This is a genomic window from Oscillatoria salina IIICB1, from assembly GCF_020144665.1.
In the GTDB taxonomy this organism is placed as follows: Bacteria; Cyanobacteriota; Cyanobacteriia; order Cyanobacteriales; family SIO1D9; genus IIICB1.
In genome coordinates this window covers 23,554-43,364 of sequence record NZ_JAAHBQ010000056.1, presented here as the reverse complement: position 1 = coordinate 43,364, position 19,811 = coordinate 23,554, and the positions used below count along the sequence as shown (strand labels likewise).

Below are 19,811 nucleotides of genomic sequence, written 5' to 3'. Positions count from 1 at the left end.
GGAGAAATCCTGTTAGCCAACGAAGATTCGTTGAATGAAGAATCTACGTCCTTCTAGGGCGTGGAGCGTCAAGAGATCCTGTAAACGGAAAACTAAGCTAAGTGCGACCAATGCTGTTATCTGTTTCAACAGCTAGGAAAAGTTTCGCGCTACGTGCGAGTTAAACGACAATTGCATTTGGTGGTTTCCATCCCCTTGCGGGGAAGAGGTTAGGGAAAGGGGAAACCTCACTGGTGTAGCGGTCGGTACCCAAAAGTTTCCATCCCCTTGCGGGGAAGAGGTTAGGGAAAGTTTTTCGTGTGGGCGCGGTTTGAACATCCGTGCCACTCAGGTTTCCATCCCCTTGCGGGGAAGAGGTTAGGGAAAGAGTTCGCTGTAGAACCCATGCTGTGAGCGGGTTTCAGAGGTCAAATCGACGCACCTCCAAATTTTTCCTCTCTGACACCTGAGAATAGTCAACTTTTGTCGTCTGAAACCCTTACTGGGTAAGGCATCGACGCACGTCAACGAATTTATGCAGTTTTCAAGGTTCTTGCCGAGGTGCGTCGATTTGAATTTTTGACGCATTGGCAGCTTTAACATAATTACTAATTCCTGCGCTCGTCAAGGCTGATTTACAATTCCTCATATTTACCCAAACAGAATCTCAGATTAACCATCTGGCGGGCATTTTACCCACAAGAGAAAACAGGAAAAATTGTTGCTGAAACAGCATAAGTATTAATTTAGCAGCGATCGCAAGCCAGCCGAGGAGAAAATCAGCTTAAAGCTAACATCGAACTACTAAAGCCCGCCAAGCGAATTGAGGTAAAGCCAACATTCGCCGCCAACGCCAAGGTTCTTGATACAATCGGTATAACCATTCGAGATTATGTTCGCGCAACCATTCCGGGGCGCGATTTTTGATACCCGCCCAAATATCAAAACTACCACCAACACCAATCCAAGTTGCTTGGGGACAAAGCCAGCGATTTTCAGCTATCCATAATTCCTGACGGGGAACGCCCAAACCAACAAAAACCAAGCGCGGCTGCTGTTGTTTTAAAGTTTGTTGCAATTGGGTTTGACCGTCAGAATTTAGGTAGCCGTGGCTAGTAGTAATAGATAATTCCGGCGATCGCGATTTCCAGTAGTCGGCGGCGGAAGCAGCCACCCCAGGCGCACCCCCATAAAAGAAAATCGGGTAAGATTCCCCTCGCTTTCCTAATTGTTCGAGTAATGACTCTGCTAATTCTATTCCCGGACAACGCCTTTGTCTGTAACCCCTTCGACGTAAATAGAGAATCACACCTGCACCATCGGGAATGACTAAATCAGCTTGGCGAATTGCTGCCGCCAATTGTTCATTTTGTTCCGCTTGAATGACCATTTCCGCATTCAGGGTGACGATATGAGTGCTGACACCACTGTGCAAGCGATCGCGTAACCAATTAGTATAGTCTACAGCAAGATGCACTGGTAGCCCTAGCACCGAAAATTGTTTGGGAGCCTCCAACATATCTGAGTTGTTAGTTGATTTCACATCGAATTATAGCTGCCTTTTCTGCTCAAATTACTAGATTCCGGGAATTTTTGGGGATTGGGGATTGGTGATTGGGTAAACTGATAACTATTTCATGCGGCGACGTGATAACTGATAACCCTCTATCCCTTGTCTACCAATCCCTGAAATATGTTTATTTTCCTGAAAATCGTTCAAATTGCGATCGCAGTTACACTCTCAGTAGCAGCAATTTATTTGCGATCGCCGCTTTTGGCTAGTGTCCGCAGTTGGTTATTAGCAGTTGGTTATTATAGGTTGTAGTGGCGATCGCGTTTATCTTTATCGTCTCGGAATGTCTCTTTCTGAAGAAAATTCAACTCAAATTCCCCAATTTACTCAGTTTCTTCGTTTTAGCCGTTGCTGCTTTCAGTTTCACAGTTACTGCCCTCAGCGAAGTTAATTTTCAGCTTACCAAATCTAGCGTCCTCAACGCAGGAGTAGATTTAATTCTGATTGCTTACGACACTGACTTATATTATCCAGCAATCTCAGCCTTACTTAAAGCCGATACAGCCGGAAAATTAGACAATCATTTACTAGCAAAAAGTAGCCAAAGATTAGTTTCTCAACTACCCAAAAATTAAGCAAATCTTGGTCACCTATTATCACCTTGTAGAGACATTGCACGCAACTTTTCTACATCAACTCTGTAGCTTTTTATTTAACCTTTAATCTAACATCCGCGTTCATCTGTGTTTATCTGTAGTTACAAAAAAATATCAACAATTAATTGTCAAGCTTTAGCCTAAAAAAATAGCACTAAAGCCCAACCATCAACTCATCTTAACCATGAAGATTAACTTGTTCCTGTAACCAAGGATCGACAGGTTGCCCATCTTTACGGCGTAACTCAATTTCAATTATCATAACTAAATTAGAACCAGGTGGAGCAGGTTTTCTCTGAAAAATTATCTCATAATCTTGAGGATTTTGATTGCGTTCTCGCAGCCAATCTTGTACTTTTGTAGTGGCAAATAAAGATTGTCCTTGCTCGAACATTCTAGTAATTTGCATTTGCAGAGTATAAGGATTAATTCTTGCCATAATTGATTTGCTGGTAAATAATATTTACGTAACAACTTTTCGGTAGCGATCGCGTTTTAACGAGCCAGTTTTTTCTAAGTATTTACTGCTCAGATTAGCGCAACATCTCGATTTATAACCAAGATGCTTACATAACTTAATACAGTTAAAATAGTTCCTCCATTTTGCGAAAATCCCGTTCAATTTCTGCCCATAGCGAGCGATTATGAGGGTCGGTACGCAGAGCTTTTTTAAAGTAAATTCTTGCCTTTTGTAGTTCGCCTTCCTTAAGAAGTTGTCGTCCCCATTGTTGATAAGTAATAGCTTGCCATTGACGAACTTCAGGATCTTTACAGAGGCGTTGTCCTAAACCATCAACCAAAGCGATCGCGCGAGCAAACCGTTTATTTTTCAATAATACTTGTAAAAGTTGATAAGAATTCCACTTCAACTCTAATTCCGCTTTCGACAGAGAAGGAACTTTTGGCAGTGGTGGAGATGGTGGAGGGGGTTGTGGAGAAGGTTTTCCCTGCGGCTTTACTTCAACTTTAGGAGTAGTTTGAGTGCTTCTCGGCGGCTTTACCAACGGAGTTTTGATAGTTGAGGGTGTGCGACTTGCAATGCTGACAAGCAACTTATAAGCTTCTGTCAACCGAACAAACTTCGCTTCCGCATCCAGCACGCCTGGATTAACATCAGGATGATACATTCGCGCCAAACGCCGATAAGATGCCTTAATTTGCTCTAAATCGGCTCCATAATTCAAACCCAACAAACGATAGCAGTCCGCCAGTTTCATTACCACCTTATCAGTTATCAGTTGACAGTTATCAGTTAACAGCGAGCGGTTACCAGTGGTGAGAAATAGGCGATCGCCAACTGGTAAACTCAGAAGCGATCGTTTGTCACTGTTCACTGCTCGTTGGTAACTGGTAACTGTTCGCTGTTCACTGTACTAGGGTGCGCCTTCTTCGATCACTTTGTCAATGAGTCCGTACTCTTTTGCTTCTTGAGCCGACATGAAATAATCGCGATCGGTATCTTTCTCAATCTTTTCGATTGTTTGACCAGTGCGTTCTGCTAACATTTGATTGAGTTGGCGTTTAATCCGGAGAATTTCTCTTGCCTCAATTTCGATATCAGTAGCTTGTCGGCGACCTTGCACACCACCCAAAGGTTGGTGGATCATAATCCGAGAGTGAGGTAAAGCAAGGCGTTTTCCTTTCGTTCCCGCAGCCAGGAGGAAAGAACCCATCGAAGCAGCTAAACCGACACAAATCGTAATTACATCCGATTTGATATGCTGCATGGTATCGAAAATCGCCATCCCCGCCGTAACGGAACCTCCAGGAGAGTTGATATAAAGATAAATCGGTTTGCTGGAGTCTTCCGAGTCAAGGTAAAGCATCACGGCAATAATTTGATTAGCCAAACCATCATTAATCCCGCGACCGAGAAAAATAATCCGTTCGCGATAAAGGCGATCGTAGATATTAATCCAGTCACTATAAGGTTGACCGGGAAGTTGATAAGGTACTTTGGGAACACCAATAGGCATAAAACTCGATCCTCGTAAAGATGGACTTAAATTAAATTCCCGCCGGAGGGGGTGTGGGCAAATCTTTGGTACTTGACAAAACGCGGTCGATGATACCGTATTCTTGAGCTTCTTGCGGACTCAGATAGAACATTCGGTCGGTATCTTTATCTAATTTTTCGACTGGCTGACCTGTATATTTAGAAAGTAACTCTAAAGTCACGCGCTTATTTGCCAAAACTTCTTTCGCGCGGATTTGAATGTCTGTTGCTTGACCTTGCGCCCCTTGACGAGGTTGATTGAGTACGATCGTCGCGTTGGGTAGACTAGCACGATTACCTTTTGCACCTGCGGCAAGAATCATAGCTGCTGTTCCCATTGCCTGACCCAGACAAATCGTATGTACAGGAGGCTTGATGTAATCAATAGTATCGCAAATCGCAAACGCCTCAGTTTCAAAGCCGATCGCTTCTCCACCGTACCAAGATGTACCAGTAGAGTTGATGTACATAAAAATCGGTTTTTCTGGGTCATCGAACTGGAGGAAAAGCAATTGAGCGATAATTAGCTCAGTAACATCAATACCAAGTTGTTGTTTGTATTCATCAGGTGACACTAAAGGTAGTCCCAGATAGATAATTCGCTCTTTTAAAAGTAAAGAGGGTAAATCTGGGGGTGGAGTGCGGTAGGTAGATCCGCCTCGATAAGGGGCTTGCACCGCCTGTATTGGTGATGATTTCAGGTTGTCATCGATCATGGGTTCTCGCTCGTTTCTCAGCTTTAATTTCTGCGGAAAATGCGGTTCTGACTTGATTTTAGCTTATCAGTCCGATCGCGCTGTTGCGGGTAACTCTACCACGAGGTGAGGTGGTAGTTTTCGGGACGCGATCGCGCCTCACCCAGACTATAATTTCCCCAAGCGAACATTTTCTGAGGAAGGCGATCGCGCTTTAGTTTGCGGATGGGTAGGTGTACAAAATTGCCTCTCGAAAAAAATCTCTACAACCTATGTGGCTCAATGCTTACAAGTATTTTCTTCTCAAAAACGATCCGCAGCCTTTATCTGGTAAGGGTTTCAGCTATTTTGGCTTGCTATTTCCTCACCCTGATGATATATTTAGAGGAGATTCGCAGAAATGAACCTCGAAAACTACATATCACAACGGTTTCTGGCTACCGCAGTTTAAATCAGCTAAAATCCCTCTTAGGGATTGAAACCACTTAATGTAGCCATGTTTGCCATAATGTACTCTTTGAGGTTTAAATCAGCTAAAATCCCTCTTAGGGATTGAAACACAGGCTAAATAGATTTCTTTACAATGAATTCTAACGTTTAAATCAGCTAAAATCCCTCTTAGGGATTGAAACTTCAGCCTTAAGCCAATCTAGGCGATCGCCTATTTCCTGCGGCGACTCAAGTTTAAATCAGCTAAAATCCCTCTTAGGGATTGAAACGGGCGTAAACCGTAGCCGCTTCTATGTAACTCACCATTTTCTTTGGTTTAAATCAGCTAAAATCCCTCTTAGGGATTGAAACGGGCGTAAACCCAACCCTTGGTTAAAGATAACTAAATAGTTTAAATCAGCTAAAATCCCTCTTAGGGATTGAAACAATCCAAAAGACTTGCTTATCTTCAAAATCGACAATTCTGCCTGTTTAAATCAGCTAAAATCCCTCTTAGGGATTGAAACAAATTCTACGTTACCAGCGTCACCTTCCACGGTTGTTAATTGTTTGTCTACGGTTTAAATCAGCTAAAATCCCTCTTAGGGATTGAAACCCAAAAGTAATCTTATTCCAGTCGGGCATTGGCGTTTAAATCAGCTAAAATCCCTCTTAGGGATTGAAACTGAAAAATGGTTACAACTAAACAAACATACTCAAGTTTAAATCAGCTAAAATCCCTCTTAGGGATTGAAACTTGACTACGATTCCATAAGGCAACCGTGGTTTCCGTTTAAATCAGCTAAAATCCCTCTTAGGGATTGAAACAGCCATAAACTCAGCTAGGAAGTGATGAGCAATAGTTTAAATCAGCTAAAATCCCTCTTAGGGATTGAAACATCGCTTCTTAATAACAGGCAGTGGCTATTGTTTCGTTTAAATCAGCTAAAATCCCTCTTAGGGATTAAAACATTTAATACTATATGAGGATAATGTTCCCGATCGCGTCCCCGACCCGAAAATCTTGCTACACTTGTGAAAGAATTGTTAAGATTCGTTGACGTTACTCCCTAAATCCATAAATCCATTTTGTTATCACCACCTAAAGTAAAAAAAATTTCCCTCGTATTCTGCTCTCTAGGCTTATTATTAGGGGCAGGATGCACAGGTCAACCTACTCAAGCTGATAGTTCAATTACACAATCAGTTGAGATTGTCGGTTGGGTAGAAAAAGGCAAAATTTCCGGCTTAGACCAAGAGATTAAATTTAAGTTAGATACAGGTGCAACTACCTCCTCAATTAATGCCGAAATTATCGAACAACCCGATGAAGAAACCGAATCTGGCGGAATGATTAAATTTCGTTTCCGCGATGGAGAAGAAGTCAGCCAAGTTTATGAGCTTCCTGTTGCTCGTTGGGTTAAAATCGAAAGTCGCACCCAAGATTACATTCGTCGTCCCGTGGTACGCATGAAAATGTGTGTTGGAGGTAGCTGGATTGAAGAAGAAGTAAACTTAGCAGATCGAGATGACTTTAACTATTCTGTTTTAGTCGGACGTAATATGCTTAAAAAAGGCAAATTGGCGGTTGATTCCTCTCAGACATTTACCCAAGATCCTTCTTGTCTAAAAGAGGAGGAACAACAGTGAAGCGCACTCTTCATGCTTTACTTTTAGCCTTATTTTTAGGAGCAGTGGGACTAGGCATTTTTATTCATAAGTTAACTGCTTCTGAGGTTCCTTTCTTTCCTAATCAAGCTTTTAATAGTTGGTATGTGGAAGCGAAAATTTCTTTCTCTTCGCAACCATCACCACTTTCGGTAGATACGGATTTGCCTAGTAGCATTCGCTTTCATCTTCCCCAAGATTCTCCCCGTTATCAAATTGTAGCAGAAAACTTCGTTAATCAAGGATTCGATCGCCAAATTGAAACAGAAGAAAATTCGACTAACAGAGTAGCAACTTTTACGAAACAAAATGCGGAAAATGCCAGTGAATTCATCTTTTATCGAGCTAATATTGAAAGAAACACTGGCTTTACTCCAATTGAAGAAGAAGTGCCAATTTCGGGACGGCGGCTAGTAGATAAGCAAATGGTTCGCTTTGGGACGAATACTGAAAGAGTGAAAGAAAATTTAGCGGAAAATTTGCCCGTTACCGAGATCGTCGGTTTGATTAAAGAAGCGAAAGAAAAATCCAGCGATCGCTTTTCTTTTGCTCAACAAATTTATCAACTAGCTCTTCAGACAGATGACATTCGCATTCAAGCTGTCAGTCGAAATGTCAGAAAGCCAGATTCCACCGTTCAAATAGCCGCATTTTTGTTAGAAAGAGCCGAAGTTCCAGTAAGAGTTGGTAACGGAATCTTTTTGAGAGGTGAAGAAGTTTATTCGACTGATTTTGTTGAATGGCTGGAAGTTAAAGACGGATCTCGCTGGTTAGCTTTAGATCCAGTTGACCAAACTTTTAAAGAACAAAATCGCTATCTAACTTGGTGGTACGGTACAGATCGAGTCTTAACCGCAACAGGTGCAAACAATGTCGATTTAGCGATCGTTGTTCAACCAAATACCAATGACGGATTTACCCGCACAGTTTTAGAGAACGAAACTGCGATAAGTCCTTTTTTAGAATACTCTTTTCTCCGGCTACCACTAGCAACTCAAAGAGTCTTACAAATCCTCGTTCTCGTCCCAATTGGTGCTTTAATTATCTCCATTTTACACCAAATGGTCGGCTTAAAAACCTTTGGCACATTTACACCCATTTTAATCTCGCTTGCCTTTCGTCAAACCGGAATTATTGTCGGGATACCTCTATTTATTTTAGTAGTAATTATTGGGCTTTTATTCCGTGGCTACCTTAATAAATTACAGCTTTTAATTGTTCCTAGACTCGCCGCCATTTTAACCGCTACTGTTTTGTTAGTCGGTTTGCTAGCAGTTGTCATGGAAAGTCTCGGTATTCAGTTAGGTTTATCAGTTTCTCTGTTTCCGATTGTGATCCTCGCGATGACAATCGAACGAGCATCTTTAATGTGGGAAGAAGATGGTGCTAAAGATACGGTAATTGCCGGACTGGGAACAGTTTTAGCGGCAGTTGTTGGTTATTTTTGTATGGTTAATGATTATGTACAACATTGGGCATTTGTCTTTCCGGAATTATTGCTTTTAGTCCTGGGGATTAATATTATGGTGGGACGCTACAACGGTTATAAATTAATCGAGTATTTCCGTTTTATGTCTCTCCAAAAGCAGTTGAATCAAGCAGAAAGATAAGCTTTTATGTTGCCATTTTCACTTCAACGCCACGGAATTCTGGGAATTAATGCTCGGAATTTAGATTATTTGTTTCCTAATAATCCACGTCAGCTTTATCGACTTGCTGACTCGAAACTTGAAACGAAAAAGATTGCTGAAAGTATTGGTATACCTGTTCCCGAAACTTACGGAATAATTACTTTTCAAAATGAGGTTAAGACGTTACCAAAGTTAGTCAAAAATTGCTCATCTTTTGTGGTAAAACCAGGAAAAGGAAGTGGCGGAGATGGGATTATGGTCGTTAAAGAAGTGACCGAATCAGGCTACCGTCAAGCAAATGGTTCTGTTATGAAATCAGATGATTTGCATTATCATTTGTATAATATTCTTGGCGGAATGTTTTCGATTGCAGGTCAAAGCGATCTGATAATTATTGAAGCTATGGTACAGTTCGATCGCGTATTTGAAAAAATAGCTTATCAAGGCGTTCCCGATGTTCGAGTAATCGTTTATCATGGTGTTCCTACAATGGCAATGTTGCGTTTACCGACAAAAGTTTCTGACGGAAAGGCAAATTTGCACCGAGGTGGTGTGGGTGTGGGAATTGATTTAGCGACGGGGAAAACTTTAGCTGGGATTCAAAATAATCGCTATCTTGACAAGCATCCAGAAACTGGATATCCGTTGCGAGGTCATCAAATACCCCATTGGGAAACTATTTTAGAGATGGCTGCTAAATTAGGCGATCGCACTGAGTTTGGCTACCTTGGTGTGGATATTGTTTTGGATCGCGACAAAGGACCACTTTTATTAGAAATAAATGCTCGTCCCGGACTTTCTATTCAAATTGCTAATCGAGAGGGTTTAACTGAACGATTGCAAACTATCGATCGCGCTTTACTGAAACTTTCGGATATTGAAGAAAAAATCGCTTTTGCACAAGAAAATTTTGCTCGTGATTAGCGATTATTTAGTTAATTTTTTACTCAAATAAGGAATCAAATATTGTGATAAGGTAAAAGCATCTACGCCTAATTCGGTACGTTCTTCGGCTGCTAAAATACCTGCTTGGGCGTGCCACCAAGCGGCAGTAGCAACGTACCGTAAGGTCGGCGTAGCCATCGCTGCTAATGGCTTCTCTGTGGCTGTTGTTTGCGCGACTAAGCCGCCAATTAAACCTGTGAGGACATCCCCACTACCGCCACGGGCTAAGGCTGGTGTACTGTCAGGAATTACCCAGACAGCGCCTTGTGGTGAAGCGATCGCGGTTCTCGATCCTTTGAGTAAAATAATTGAATTACTTTCTTGCGCGGCTTGTTGGGCGGCGCTGAGGCGATCGCTGTTGGGATGAGAAATTTGCGGAAAAAGCCGTTTAAATTCGCCTGGATGGGGCGTAAGGATGGTTTGCTTCGATCTTTGGGCTAAGGTTGGTATTGTGTCTAATTCGGCGAGAATATTTAAACCGTCTGCGTCTAAAATCAGGGGGTTGTCAGCTTGGAGAACTTGTTGGAAAATGGGTTTAGCCGCGAGAGTCAAACCGGGACCGCAGGCGATCGCGTGATAACTATCAAATTCGGCAGCGATCGGTGGTAGATTGGCTATAGCTCCAGATTCTGTTTCCGGACAAGCAATTACTAAAGCTTCTGGTAAGTGACTGACTAGCAATGGTTTCAAAGTTTCCGGAACAGCGATCGAGAGCATTCCCACTCCTGACGCTCTTGCACCCAAAGCTGTTAAAATAGCACCACCCGCATAACGTTCTGAACCGCAAATTAATAATAAATGACCTTGTTTATATTTGTGGGTGACTGCGGGACGAGGTAAAGGTAAATATTCTTTAGCCTTGGCAAAAGTTAAACATTGTATTTGCGGCGGATCTGATAAAATTGTCCAAATATCAGCAGTCGGAATGCCAATATCAATTAATTCTGCTTGACCGATATATTGTAAAGCTCGATCTTGGAAAAATGCTCGTTTCCATAAACCAATACAGAAAGTGTATGTCGCATCAATCGCAATTCCTAAAATAGATCCTGTATCAGTATGAATACCCGAAGGTAGATCGATACTAACAACTAATTTCCGCCATTTGTTAACTTGTTGAATAACTTCCGCGAGATTTCCTGCAATATCTCTAGTTTGCCCAAAACCAAACAAACCATCAATAATTAAATTGCAATTGTGTAACGCTGCGACATCTTCGTAACAGGGAATACCCAAATTAGCTGCATAATTAGCGTGTTGTTGAGTAAGTTCCTTCGCTTTGGGAATTGGACGACAGAGAACAACTTGATAACCCGCTAAATGTAACTCCCTAGCCACAACCAAAGCATCACCACCATTATGACCCGGACCGACAAGAATCCCAACTCGCGAAATTTGGTCATCAGGGAACAGAGAAATAATTCGTTGCGCGAGATCCACTGCCACTTTTTCCATTAAAGCAGCAACAGGCATTCCTGCCGCAAAAATTCGCCCTTCAATTTCCTGCATTTGCGCGGCGGAAACTACAACTGATTCTATCTCTGGTCTCGGTTGCTGCATAAAAATTATTTTAAGTCACATCCTGGATTTTTTATAGCAAAAAGATTGTGAAATTTCTTCTCTCTAAAGATTAGTAGGGTGCGTTCATTCACACACCCTACCAATTACTATTTAACTTAACTCGTTATTCATCCCACACATTTCCCAAACATCAGTGTAGGATAAATCAAATTAGCGACCAATACCCACGTAACGGAAACCAGCAGCTTCAAGCGCATCTTTATCAAGGAAATTGCGACCATCAATAACTACAGGATTATTCATCAACTTCGCCATTTTCTTGTAATCAAGATTCTGGAACTGTTCCCAGTCAGTAACTAAAACCAAAGCATCACAGCCATCAGCCAAACGTTCCGGGTCAGTTTCAACGATCGCACCCGTTAAGCCATGACGCATTCCCGTTTGCGAAATAATCGGGTCATAGCCTTTAACTTTAGCACCAAGACGGTTAAGTTGCTCGATCAAAATCAAAGAAGGTGCATCGCGTAAGTCATCAGTATTCGGTTTAAAAGTCAAACCGAGTAAACCAACAGTTTTCCCCTTAAGGATTTTCAATTCATGCTGAAGTTTTTCCAACGCAATCAAACGCTGACGTTGGTTAACACTCACAGCCGATTTCAACAACTGTGCATCATAACCATAGTCATCAGCAGTGTGAATTAAAGCCGAAACATCCTTCGGGAAACAAGAACCTCCCCAACCGATCCCCGCTTGCAAAAACTTATTGCCAATGCGAGAATCTAAACCGATACCCTTCGCGACTTGAGTCACATCTGCACCAACGCGATCGCAAATATTTGCTACCTCATTAATAAAGCTAATCTTCGTCGCTAAGAAAGAATTAGCTGCATACTTAATCATTTCCGCCGAATTGAGGTCAGTCATCACCACTGGAACCGGAGGAAGAGAACTATCTTCACCAAACTCGCGAGTAACCAAAGGTTGGTAAAGTTCCTGCATCATTTCCAGAGCTTTCTTGCTGTTGCTACCTAAAACAATCCGATCTGGGTTAAAAGTATCATAAACAGCACTACCTTCACGGAGAAACTCAGGATTACTTACCACATCAAACTCAGCCGTCACTTCCTTGAGAACATCTTCTTTAGAACCACCTCCGGCTGTCACTAGAGACTCTTGACGTTGAGCCACACCATCCAGGACAATCATCCGTACCCAGTCTCCCGAACCAATCGGTACAGTAGACTTATTGACAATTACTTTGTAACCATCCAGAAGATGTTCCCCAATACCGCGAGCAACCGCTTCTACATAACGAGTATCGCTTTCACCTGTCGCTAAAGCAGGAGTTCCCACCGCAATAAAGAGAATTTCGCCATGGTCTACCCCAGCGGCAAGATCCGAAGTAAAATGCAAACGTCCTGCTTCGGTACAAGACTTCATCAACTCCGTCAAACCAGGTTCGTAGATTGGAGACTGACCAGATTTTAATAACTTAACTTTCTCCTCATTGTTATCAACACAGATAACATCATGTCCGATGTGAGATAAACAAACTCCAGTTACCAAACCAACATATCCAGTACCAATTACACAAACACGCATATCCTTGTCCTCAAAATAGCTCAAACAGGTTTATCGAAAGTTGTCTGCCAAAGAAAAATAACTAGCACCCTAATTAGATGATTCCCCAGAATTCAAACGCGAGCGAAAATCATCTATCAATAGTTTTAACCCTTCATCCAAAGGAATAGTAGGTTCCCAACCGAGAATGGTTTTTGCCTTCGTAATATCAGGTTGACGCTGCTTGGGGTCATCTTGAGGTAAAGGTTTAAACGCAATCTCGTTGTCAGGATTGACCATTTGTTGAATTTTCTGGGCTAATTCCAGGATCGTATATTCACCAGGATTGCCCAAATTAACAGGACCGATGTAATCGCCATTCATGAGTCGAATTAGTCCTTCTACTAAGTCAGAAACATAACAAAAACTACGAGTTTGGGAACCATCGCCGTAAACTGTCAGAGGATGACCGCGCAAAGCCTGGACTGCAAAATTGCTCACTACCCGACCGTCATTAAACAACATCCGACTGCCGTAAGTGTTGAAAATACGAGCTACGCGGATGTCTACACCGTTTTGACGATGGTAGTCAAAAGCCAGGGTTTCCGCTACTCGCTTTCCTTCGTCGTAACAGGATCTAATTCCGATGGGGTTGACGTTACCGCGATACTCTTCCGGCTGAGGATGTACTTCCGGGTCGCCGTACACTTCCGAAGTAGAAGCTAGTAAAATTCTTGCTTTAACTCGTTTGGCTAACCCCAGCATATTCAAGGTTCCCATCACATTGGTTTTGATGGTTTTGACAGGGTTGTATTGATAGTGTACGGGTGAAGCAGGACAAGCAAGATGATAAATGCGATCGACTTCCAGACGGATTGGTTCGGTGATATCATGGCGGATTAACTCAAAATAAGGTTTATCCAGCCATTTGAGGATATTTCGTTTGTGACCTGTATAAAAGTTATCCAGACACAAAACTTCGTGACCTTCTTCCATTAAACGGTCAATTAAGTGGGAGCCGATGAAACCAGCGCCGCCTGTTACCAAGATTCTCATGTAACTGACTCAAGGAAATTTGAAATCAATCTTAAACTAACTTTTCGATGATTCTTCTGTCCAGGTTAAGCTGCTTTTGGTTAAGTTGGGCTGAATCTGAGGACAATTTATATTAAGTTTTTGTGAATTTTGCGGGAAAATTCTTAATCTGCTTTGCTTTTCTCGCAAACTAGCAAGCTACTAAGTTAGCGATCGCACTTTTGACCGAAAATCTTGGGTTTCAAGCCCCGTCCTTTAGGGAAGCGGAGGACGGCTTTTTGTTGCTATTTTGGGTTGAATCTGCTACCATTTTGATACTAACGTGGTCAGGATCAAATGTTGGTCTTGGAGTACAAGGTTAAGCCAAAGCCACAACAAGTAGCTGCCATTGAAGAGGCGATTCGGACAAGTCAGTTTGTGCGAAATAAAGTGCTTCGCTTCTGGATGGATAATAGAGGTGTAGGTAAAGCTGAACTCTTTAGATACAACACAGCATTAAGAAATGAGTTGGAATTTGTCAAAGACTTAAACTCCCATGCTTGTCAAACTGCGGTTGAGAGAACACTGAGAGCAATTACTCGTTTTTACGAGAATTGTAAACAACAAAAACCAGGAAAAAAGGGCTATCCAAAGTTCAAGAAGCACTCACGCTCTGTAGAGTACAAAGTTTCGGGTTGGAAGTTGGACGAAAGCACCAAGAAGCATATCACCTTTACCGATAAAAAAGGAATAGGGAGACTAAAGTTAATTGGTTCTAGAGACATTCAATACTTTCAGCCAGAGCAAATTAAACGGGTCAGAATTGTCAGGAGAGCAGATGGGTATTACGTCCAATTCTCGATTAAATTAGACCCCAGAGATACCGTAAAACCTTTAACTCCTACTCAGAAGGCTGTAGGAATTGATGTGGGTTTGAAGTTTTTCATTGCTGATAGTCAGGGGAATACAGAAGTAGTTCCTCAATACTATAGAAAAGCAGAAAAACATCTCAATAAACTCAACCGCAGGAAATCAAATAAGTACCGCAAAGGCAAAAAGCCACAGTCCAATAATTATCACAAAGCGAGACAGCGATCTGCCAAAAAGCATTTAAAAGTAAGTAGGCAACGAGAAGAGTTCGTCAAGAAAGTGGCACTCCGTTTAATCCAATCTAACGATTTGGTCGCCTATGAAAATTTGAATGTCAAAGGCATGGTGAAGAATCGTCGTCTAGCTAAATCGATAACGGATGCAGGATGGACAACTTTCCGTCAATGGTTAGAATACTTTGCAGACAAATATGGGAAATTAGCCATTGCTGTCCCTCCCCATAATACTTCTCAAAACTGCTCCAACTGTGGAGAGAAAGTAGAAAAATCTCTATCGACGAGAACTCATGTTTGTCATCATTGTAGGTTTGTTTGCGACCGGGACTGGAACGCGGCGATAAACATTCTGCAAAAAGCTTTATATATCGTGGGGCGCACGAAAATCTACGCTTCAGGAGAAACTTCCTCTTGGTTGGTTGGAGAAATCCTGTTAGCCAACGAAGATTCGTTGAATGAAGAATCTACGTCCTTCTAGGGCGTGGAGCGTCAACTTTTCTCGCTCAGTCTCCAAAATCAAGTATGAGCCAGATTTACAAGCAACAAGCCACTCAAGGACGAGAAAATTTACTGACCATCAAAAACACTGGTTGGTTTCTGGTACCGTCTTTGCCAATTTTAGTAGGAATCGTCGCTTCTCTAGGGACGCTGCTACTATGGCAAGAATTACTTAGCGATCGCCAAAACCAACTCGAACAAATTTTACCAGAAATAGTTATTGGTAGTGGATTGCTTCTCTCGTGGATACTAGCGTTAAATATTTACTTACTGCAAAAAGCTCAACGATGCCGTCACGAACTAGAACGATCTCGCCTTAATCTAGAAATAGCACTTCGTTCGAGTTCGTCACAACTGAAACTAGCTCTTGAGACAACACATGACGTAACTAAACACCAGCGTGCTGAAGCAGAAATTAGACTTTTGCAAAGTATAACTCAAGCAATTATTGATGCTAAGAGTTTTGAAGCTGCCTTAGAAATAACTCTTACCAAAGTATGTCAAGCTACAGGTTGGAATTATGCTGAAGCCTGGCAAATAAAAAAGGGAGAAGAAATCTTAATCTTAAATCCAGCTTGGTACGGCGATAATCCTAGTTTAGGAAAATTTCGTCAGGGTAGCAAAAATTTCACTTTTACGAAAAGTGAAGGAGTTCCGGGAAGAGTTTGGGCAAGTCGGAAAGCTGAGTGGAATAATGACGTTTCTCTTTGTAGTAAAGCTGATTTTCTGCGAGTAGATTTAGCCAAAGAAGTAAAATTAAAAGGAGCGCTAGGAGTACCGATTATTGCTAATGAAAAAATTGTCGCAATCTTAGTTTTTTTTAGCTTAAAAGCCTTAACAGAAGACGAAAGATTGGTCGAAATAGTCACTTCAGTTGCCAGTCAATTAGGTTTAGCGATCGCACAAAAACAAGCCGAGTCAGCGTTACGCAAAAACGAACAATATTTACGGACGATTATTGATAACGAACCCGAATGTATTAAACTGGTAGCGGCTGATGGAACTTTACTTGATATTAATGCAGCAGGTTTGAAAATTTTAGAGATAGATAATCCCAGTAAAATAATTAATAGATCGATATATTCCCTAATTGCGCCCAAATATCGCGCCAAATTTCAAGCCTTAAATGAAAGTGTTTGTGCTGGAAATCAAGAAAGCTTAGAATTTGAAATCGTCACCAGTAAAGGAAACTGTCGTTGGATAGAAACTCGTGCAGTTCCTTTATTCGATCGCTCCAGAACCGGTTACGTTCAACTGGCGATCTCGCGAGATATTACCGAACAAAAACAAGCTGAGTTTGCATTAAAAGAAAGCCAGCGCGCTCTAACTACTTTAATGAATAATTTGCCCGGAATGGCTTATCGCTGTCAGAATGACCGAAAATGGACAATGGAGTTTGTCAGTCAAGGCAGTTATGAGTTAGTTGGCTATCAACCCCAAGAGTTAATTGGTAATCGACGGATTAGTTTTGGAGAACTTATTGACTTGCGCGATCGAGAAAAAGTTTGGCAAGATATACAAAGCGCTTTAAGAAAACAGCAACCCTTTGAGTTAGTTTATCGTGTTATCACTGCTACTGGGGATTGTAAATGGCTCTGGGAGAAAGGTGAAGGTGTTTTTACAGCAAATGGGGAAGCGATCGCCATAGAAGGATTTATCACTGATATTAGCGATCGCGTTCAGGTCGAACAAGCTCTCAAAGAACTAAATCAAAATTTGGAATTGCGCGTCAAACAACGTACTGCTCAACTCGAAGCCACTAACCGAGAACTTGAAGCTTTTTCTTATTCTGTATCTCACGACTTACGCGCGCCATTACGGGCTATCGACGGCTTTAGTCAAGTAGTTTATGAAAGTTACAGCGAAGTTATCAATGGGCAAGGTAAAGATTATCTCAAACGAATTCGTGCCAATGTCCAAAAAATGACCGAATTAATTGACGGCTTGCTGATGCTATCTCAGCTTACTCGCACTGAAATCGAGCGCACTGAAGTTAATCTTAGCAGTCTCGCCCAGGAAATAGCTACCGAATTGCAACAATCTCAACCTCAAAGACAAGTAGAATTCTCTATTCTTCCAGAAATTGTTGTTCGCGGATCTCGCCGTTTATTGCCAATAGCTTTAGAAAATTTACTCAACAATGCTTGGAAATACACTTCTTGCCATTCTACTGCTCGCATTGAATTCGGGGTAATTACTGAAGCCGAGCGAAAACCAATTTATTTCGTTCGCGACGATGGTGTAGGTTTCGATATGGCTTATGCCAATCGATTATTTAGAGCTTTTCAGCGCCTCCATCCAGAACAAGATTTTCCCGGTACGGGAATCGGACTTGCCACCGTCGCTCGCATTATTCACCGACATGGAGGAAAAGTTTGGGTGGAAGCTGCTCTTGAAAAAGGTGCAACTTTTTATTTTACCTTAAATTGACGATCGAATGCTAAATTTAGCCAGCTCGCAACTAAGTAATTAGTTCAGTAGATTCACTAATATCTTTACCAAAAAATAAAATTGGGCAAAAGGAAGTCAAAAAAATAGATAAAATTAATATTTAGGAATGATTATGGCAAGGGGAACAACTTTCCGGATAATTTTGCTCAAAAGTTAAATATTCTGTGTAATAGAGTCATTTTTGTCTCGTTTTTTGCATTAGTTTAGACAATGGAGAAAAGTATTAGTAGCGCTCAGTAATTAAGCAAACTTTATATCCTTCTCAAGGAGAGATGAGTAAATTACTACGAGTTTTAATCGTTGAAGATTTTGTAGACGATGCCGAACTACTCCTCTTAGAATTACGAAGAAATGGTTACGAACCCATTTCTCAAAGAGTAGAAACGAAAATAGCGATGAAAACAGCCTTAGAGCAACAAGATTGGGAGGTAATTCTTTGTGACTACTCTCTACCTCAGTTTTGTGCGATGGAAGCTCTGAGGTTATTACAAGAAAAAGAGCTAGACATACCCTTCCTAATCGTTTCCGGCTCGATTGGCGAAGAAACCGCAGTAGCAGCGATGAAAGCAGGCGCTCACGATTACCTCCTCAAAGATAAACTAGCAAGATTAGTTCCGGCGATCGAGCGGGAAATCAGAGAAGCAAAAGAGCGAGGGGCTCGCCGGAAAGCAGAAAAAAAATTGCGCTACTTCGCTTATTACAACGAATTGACAGGTTTACCGAATCGTACCAAATTTATTAAGCATTTAAACTTAAAAATCAAAAACTTTCAAGAACATAATTTTAATTCTCCTTTTGCCGTACTGCTTTTAGATTTAGACCGCTACCAAATGATTAAATATAGTCTCGGTCACTTGGTAGGAGAAGAAATGCTGAGATCGACATCCCGTCGCTTAAAAACTTGCCTCAGCGATCGCGATTTTTTAGCCCATTTAGGAGGAGATAACTTTGCTTTTTTGCTGCCAGATATAGATACTCTCGAACAAGCTAAACAAAGAATAAACGAAATTCAATCCAAGTTAAAATCTCCCCATAACTTTGATGGACCTGTAATTACTTCAACTGCTAGTATTGGCGTAGTCATGAGTAATCTGAGTTATCAGCAAGCCGAAGATTTTCTTAAAGCTGCAGACACAGCAATGCACTACGCTAAATTACAGGGTAGAGGAAGTTGGGCTGTTTTCGATCGCAGTATGCACGAAAAAGTAATTGAGCGCTTTAATTTAGAAACTGATTTACAACAAGCCCTGAAAAGTGCGCAGCTATATTTACACTATCAGCCAATTGTTTCTCTACAAACAGAAGAATTAATCGGTTTTGAAGCGCTAGTAAGATGGCGGCATCCCCAACAAGGAGTAATTTCTCCAGCTAAGTTTATTCCCGTAGCTGAAGAAAGCGGACTAATTATTTCTCTCGGCGAGTGGGTATTAACTGAAGCGATAGAAAGATTATGTATCTGGCAAGAATATTATCCCCACAATTCAGATCTAACTATTAGTGTAAATGTTTCGGGACTGCAACTTAAACATCCTAATTTTTTAGCAAACATTGACCGAATATGCGAACAATTTCGTCTGAGCGGTCATAAATTAAAATTAGAAATAACGGAAAGCGTTTTGATGGAAAATCCTCAAGCTGTCAGCAGATTGCTAACCCAATTACAAGAAAGAGAAATACGGATCTGCATTGATGATTTTGGTACGGGTTATTCTTCTCTAGCTTATTTGCATCATTTACCAATTAATATTCTCAAGATCGATCGCTCGTTTATTAACAATATGGATAATGGTGGCAAAAATATTGATATAGTCAGAGCAATTATCAGCTTAGCAGATAGTCTAGGATTAGAGGCGATCGCTGAGGGCGTAGAAACACAACAACAACGAGATCTTCTCCGCGATCTCGGTTGCGAATACGCCCAAGGTTACTTTTTCTCTCGACCTCTCCCCGACGATGCAGTTCTCGCTTTACTTTCAACAAATCCTGTTTAGATTTGTCGAGACGTTTTTGACTGCTCCCCTCCCTCCGCGTTGCTAAAGGGAGGGGATTCTTAAGCCATCCAAAAATGGACTCTTAAAGGCGTAGTCAAAGCGCCCCTACTGACTCCTTTGAGAGAAAATTTCAAAGTTGCCGCTACTTTTTTGAGGAT

16 protein-coding genes and 1 CRISPR repeat array are annotated in these 19,811 nt (G+C 41.5%); of the genes, 8 read left to right on the top strand and 8 right to left on the bottom strand.

Going from position 1 to position 19,811, the window contains the following annotated elements:
• Nucleotides 1-769: 769 nt before the first annotated feature.
• Nucleotides 770-1,498, bottom strand: coding sequence for a WecB/TagA/CpsF family glycosyltransferase (locus tag G3T18_RS17105; protein WP_224411792.1), 729 nt, complete (start codon nucleotides 1,496-1,498; stop codon nucleotides 770-772).
• 174 nt (nucleotides 1,499-1,672) lie between these two features.
• On the opposite strand from G3T18_RS17105, the gene G3T18_RS25575 reads away from it, so the two are divergent.
• Both G3T18_RS25575 and G3T18_RS17100 read left to right on the top strand, forming a co-directional pair.
• Nucleotides 1,673-1,804 carry a hypothetical protein gene (locus tag G3T18_RS25575; RefSeq protein WP_263480471.1) on the top strand — a complete coding sequence of 44 codons (132 nt, stop codon included), beginning with the start codon at nucleotides 1,673-1,675 and terminating at the stop codon, nucleotides 1,802-1,804.
• Nucleotides 1,804-2,127, top strand: coding sequence for a hypothetical protein (locus G3T18_RS17100; protein ID WP_224411789.1), 324 nt, complete (start codon nucleotides 1,804-1,806; stop codon nucleotides 2,125-2,127). Before G3T18_RS25575 ends, G3T18_RS17100 begins: the two co-directional genes overlap by 1 nt.
• Before the next feature lie 199 nt (nucleotides 2,128-2,326).
• Here the strand turns inward: G3T18_RS17100 and G3T18_RS17095 are convergent, their stop codons facing one another.
• From G3T18_RS17095 to G3T18_RS17080, 4 genes are all read right to left on the bottom strand, one after another.
• Nucleotides 2,327-2,587, bottom strand: coding sequence for a hypothetical protein (locus tag G3T18_RS17095; protein ID WP_224411788.1), 261 nt, complete (start codon nucleotides 2,585-2,587; stop codon nucleotides 2,327-2,329).
• 145 nt (nucleotides 2,588-2,732) lie between these two features.
• A complete protein-coding gene (locus G3T18_RS17090; RefSeq protein ID WP_318013993.1) occupies nucleotides 2,733-3,482 on the bottom strand; it encodes a J domain-containing protein in 750 nt (249 codons plus the stop codon).
• 39 nt (nucleotides 3,483-3,521) lie between these two features.
• Nucleotides 3,522-4,124: an ATP-dependent Clp protease proteolytic subunit gene (locus G3T18_RS17085; protein WP_224411787.1), complete on the bottom strand. Its 603-nt coding sequence runs from the start codon at nucleotides 4,122-4,124 to the stop codon at nucleotides 3,522-3,524.
• 31 nt (nucleotides 4,125-4,155) lie between these two features.
• Nucleotides 4,156-4,860 (bottom strand): ATP-dependent Clp protease proteolytic subunit, encoded by a 705-nt coding sequence (locus G3T18_RS17080; RefSeq protein ID WP_224411786.1) that lies wholly within the window; start codon nucleotides 4,858-4,860, stop codon nucleotides 4,156-4,158.
• 424 nt (nucleotides 4,861-5,284) lie between these two features.
• Nucleotides 5,285-6,239: a CRISPR direct-repeat array (repeat unit 37 nt; unit sequence GTTTAAATCAGCTAAAATCCCTCTTAGGGATTGAAAC).
• A 118-nt stretch (nucleotides 6,240-6,357) separates the two neighbouring features.
• Between G3T18_RS17080 and G3T18_RS17075 the strand changes: the two genes are divergently transcribed.
• The 3 genes from G3T18_RS17075 to G3T18_RS17065 are packed head-to-tail and all read left to right on the top strand — an operon-like array spanning nucleotide 6,358 to nucleotide 9,491.
• Nucleotides 6,358-6,918 (top strand): ATP-dependent zinc protease family protein, encoded by a 561-nt coding sequence (locus tag G3T18_RS17075; protein WP_224411785.1) that lies wholly within the window; start codon nucleotides 6,358-6,360, stop codon nucleotides 6,916-6,918.
• Entirely contained in the window at nucleotides 6,915-8,546 is a 1,632-nt protein-coding gene (locus tag G3T18_RS17070) for a UUP1 family membrane protein (protein ID WP_224411784.1), read from the top strand. The genes G3T18_RS17075 and G3T18_RS17070 overlap by 4 nt, the downstream gene beginning before the upstream one ends.
• Before the next feature lie 6 nt (nucleotides 8,547-8,552).
• Nucleotides 8,553-9,491 carry an alpha-L-glutamate ligase-like protein gene (locus tag G3T18_RS17065; protein WP_224411783.1) on the top strand — a complete coding sequence of 313 codons (939 nt, stop codon included), beginning with the start codon at nucleotides 8,553-8,555 and terminating at the stop codon, nucleotides 9,489-9,491.
• A 3-nt stretch (nucleotides 9,492-9,494) separates the two neighbouring features.
• Here G3T18_RS17065 and G3T18_RS17060 read toward each other — a convergent pair whose 3' ends face one another.
• The 3 genes from G3T18_RS17060 to G3T18_RS17050 all read right to left on the bottom strand — a co-directional run bounded on the left by G3T18_RS17060 (nucleotide 9,495) and on the right by G3T18_RS17050 (nucleotide 13,649).
• Complete coding sequence (locus G3T18_RS17060) at nucleotides 9,495-11,072, bottom strand: NAD(P)H-hydrate dehydratase (RefSeq protein ID WP_224411782.1); 1,578 nt, start codon at nucleotides 11,070-11,072, stop codon at nucleotides 9,495-9,497.
• A gap of 171 nt (nucleotides 11,073-11,243) precedes the next feature.
• On the bottom strand, nucleotides 11,244-12,635 hold the full coding sequence (locus G3T18_RS17055) for a UDP-glucose dehydrogenase family protein (RefSeq protein ID WP_224411781.1): 1,392 nt from the start codon (nucleotides 12,633-12,635) through the stop codon (nucleotides 11,244-11,246).
• Nucleotides 12,636-12,704: 69 nt separating this feature from the next.
• On the bottom strand, nucleotides 12,705-13,649 hold the full coding sequence (locus tag G3T18_RS17050) for a UDP-glucuronic acid decarboxylase family protein (RefSeq protein ID WP_224411780.1): 945 nt from the start codon (nucleotides 13,647-13,649) through the stop codon (nucleotides 12,705-12,707).
• 315 nt (nucleotides 13,650-13,964) lie between these two features.
• Here G3T18_RS17050 and G3T18_RS17045 point away from each other — a divergent pair, with 315 nt between their 5' ends.
• The 3 genes from G3T18_RS17045 (at nucleotide 13,965) to G3T18_RS17035 (ending at nucleotide 19,653) form a co-directional block, all read left to right on the top strand.
• Nucleotides 13,965-15,191: an RNA-guided endonuclease InsQ/TnpB family protein gene (locus tag G3T18_RS17045; RefSeq protein WP_224411779.1), complete on the top strand. Its 1,227-nt coding sequence runs from the start codon at nucleotides 13,965-13,967 to the stop codon at nucleotides 15,189-15,191.
• A 44-nt stretch (nucleotides 15,192-15,235) separates the two neighbouring features.
• Complete coding sequence (locus G3T18_RS17040) at nucleotides 15,236-17,641, top strand: PAS domain S-box protein (protein WP_224411778.1); 2,406 nt, start codon at nucleotides 15,236-15,238, stop codon at nucleotides 17,639-17,641.
• Nucleotides 17,642-17,934: 293 nt separating this feature from the next.
• Nucleotides 17,935-19,653, top strand: coding sequence for a putative bifunctional diguanylate cyclase/phosphodiesterase (locus G3T18_RS17035; protein ID WP_224411777.1), 1,719 nt, complete (start codon nucleotides 17,935-17,937; stop codon nucleotides 19,651-19,653).
• The last annotated feature ends 158 nt before the right edge of the window (nucleotides 19,654-19,811 follow it).